Here is a 2,348-nt window from a genome sequence, read left to right as displayed (position 1 = left end):
AAAACCCGCTTTGATAGCGGGCTTTTTGCTATATCTGATAATCAATTTCCTCTTCGCTATTTTCCATCACCTGCCGCTTAATATCCTCAACCGACAATCCAGCATTGCACAATTCCAGAAAACGCCAGACATAGTTACGCTGAAGTTGTCCTCGCTTGAGTCCCAGCCAGACAGTATTAGCATCGAAAAGATGCCGCGTATCCAGACGAATTAAATTCTCTTCCTCTTGCTCACCGCTGGATTGTTCGGCAACTAATCCTATCCCCAAACCGAGGGCGACATAGGTTTTGATGACATCAGAATCCTGAGCACTCAATACAATATCTGCCAGTAAACCTTTGCGGACAAAGGCGTCATCAATACGTGAGCGCCCCGTAATTCCCTGTCGGTAAGTGATCAACGGCCACTTCGCTATTGATTCCAGCGTCAATGGCGTAATTTGTGTTAAGGGATGATCGACAGGAACGAGCAAACTATGGTGCCAACGAAACCACGGGAAAGCGACGAGTTGGGGATCATTACTCAAACGCTCACTGGCTATACCAATATCAGCTCCGCCGTTTTGTAGCAGAGTCGCAATTTCCTGCGGCGTCCCCTGGATAAGCTCGAGTCGCACTTCGGGGAAAAGTTCGCGAAAGGCTTTAATGACCCCAGGCAAGCTGTAACGAGCCTGAGTATGCGTCGTTGCAATAGTGAGTACGCCAGATGTGTCGTTGGTAAACAGGTCTGCAAGCCGTCGAACATTACTGGCTTCATTCAGAATACGTTCTGCAATGACCAGTAATGCTTTGCCCGGTTCAGTCATGCCAAGCAGCCGCTTGCCACGACGAACGAATATTTCGATACCAAGTTCATCCTCCAGCTCTCGAATATGACGGCTGACACCTGACTGTGAGGTAAAGAGCATATTCGCGACCTCTGTCAGATTGTAATCCTGACGGGCAGCTTCGCGGATTATCTTTAGTTGTTGGAAATTCACGGTAAACTCCGGGCATATCAGACATCCATTATTGTTAGAGTCTAATGCCCGGCATAACAAATAATAAAAACCCGCATCTTATTCCATCCAGGTATAACGTTTAGCTCACCAATTGCCATTGTCTTTTTTCCATGGCTGGAGAACTAATTACTGACAATAATAGCTCTTTCACTGCCTGCGCCTGTGGCGATAAAACTGATCTGGCGGGTAAGTTTAATGACAACGAGAGATTCATTGAAGGCGTGGTAATACGTGACATCCAACCGTTAACTGCGGCACATAACGAACGTGCGGCCGATTCAGGTAATACTGCAACGCCCATACCGCTGGCAATCGCAGCGGTAAGCGTAGCGATAGACTCAATTTCACCGATGACTTTCGCTGTAAGCCGGCGCAGGGAAAAAGCTTCATCAACACGAAGTCTTACTACACTGTAATCGCTGGGAAGGAAGAGGTTCATTTGCGCTATCGCATTAACATCAACGCTTTGCCCTGGGCAATCCTGAGTTCCGACAAGATACAGATCCTCTTTTAACAAAGTCTGACTGGATACACCAGACACAGGGGAATGCTCATAAACCACCGCCATATCAAGCTGGTTGTTTATAAGTTTTTCGTTAAGCACAGCACCGCTATTTTCATGGAGATAGATAACGACCTCCGGAAATTCAGTGCGTACCGCCTGTAATAAAGGCATGGTGATAGATGACGCTGCGGTTCCTGGCGCAAAGCCAATCGAGACTTGACCTGACAATGTCTGACCTACATTATGCACCGCCAGTTGGGCCTGTTCACACTGACGTAAAATTGCCCGCGCATGGGTATAGAGAATTTTTCCGGCGTCTGTCGGCGTAACGCCACGTTTTGTGCGAATCAAAAGTTGCTGATTTAGCTCACCTTCCAGCGTGGCAACCTGCTGACTGAGCGCAGGCTGTGCTATATGCAATACTTCAGCAGCCTGAGTCAGGCTACCAATATCTACAATTTTGACGAAGTATTTCAAGCGTCTAAAGTTCATGGTGCCTCCGGTTTTTTTAAGCGTCAGCCCGAGTGCCGACATTACTAACAACCAGATTGCAAGATACTTGCCAGTTTCGTTTTGGCGTTGATACGAAAGCTAATCGCCCGTCAAATAAGAGATTATGATTGTTTCGTCATTGGCTCTTTAAGCCAGGAGAAGCATTCCCTGCCCCATGAAAGGATGTCATGCACCACGATGGAACATGATTAAAAAGATTGAAAGTTCATCATTTTGTTGAAATTGGCAGCAAACGAACAAAAAAATGCATTTCCCCCTTTGACATCGCCATGTACTGCCATTAATATGCGCCCCGTTCAAACGATTCCTCTGTAGTTCAGTCGGTAGAAC

At 46.9% G+C, this 2,348-nt stretch carries 2 protein-coding genes; both read right to left on the bottom strand.

Annotated elements, in window-relative coordinates; genetic code table 11:
- Positions 1–28 precede the first annotated feature (28 nt).
- Positions 29–979, bottom strand: a complete 951-nt coding sequence (gene cbl, locus EQY_RS0123740; protein ID WP_001011042.1) for an HTH-type transcriptional regulator Cbl — start codon at positions 977–979, stop codon at positions 29–31.
- Positions 980–1,079: 100 nt separating this feature from the next.
- A complete protein-coding gene (gene nac / locus EQY_RS0123735) occupies positions 1,080–1,997 on the bottom strand; it encodes a nitrogen assimilation transcriptional regulator NAC (RefSeq protein ID WP_024212738.1) in 918 nt (305 codons plus the stop codon).
- Positions 1,998–2,348: the final 351 nt, after the last annotated feature.

It is taken from the genome of Escherichia sp. TW14182, from assembly GCF_000208525.1.
Classification (GTDB): Bacteria; Pseudomonadota; Gammaproteobacteria; order Enterobacterales; family Enterobacteriaceae; genus Escherichia; species Escherichia ruysiae.
The sequence above is the reverse complement of the archived record's forward strand: the minus strand, read 5'-3'. Positions and strand labels throughout refer to the sequence as shown.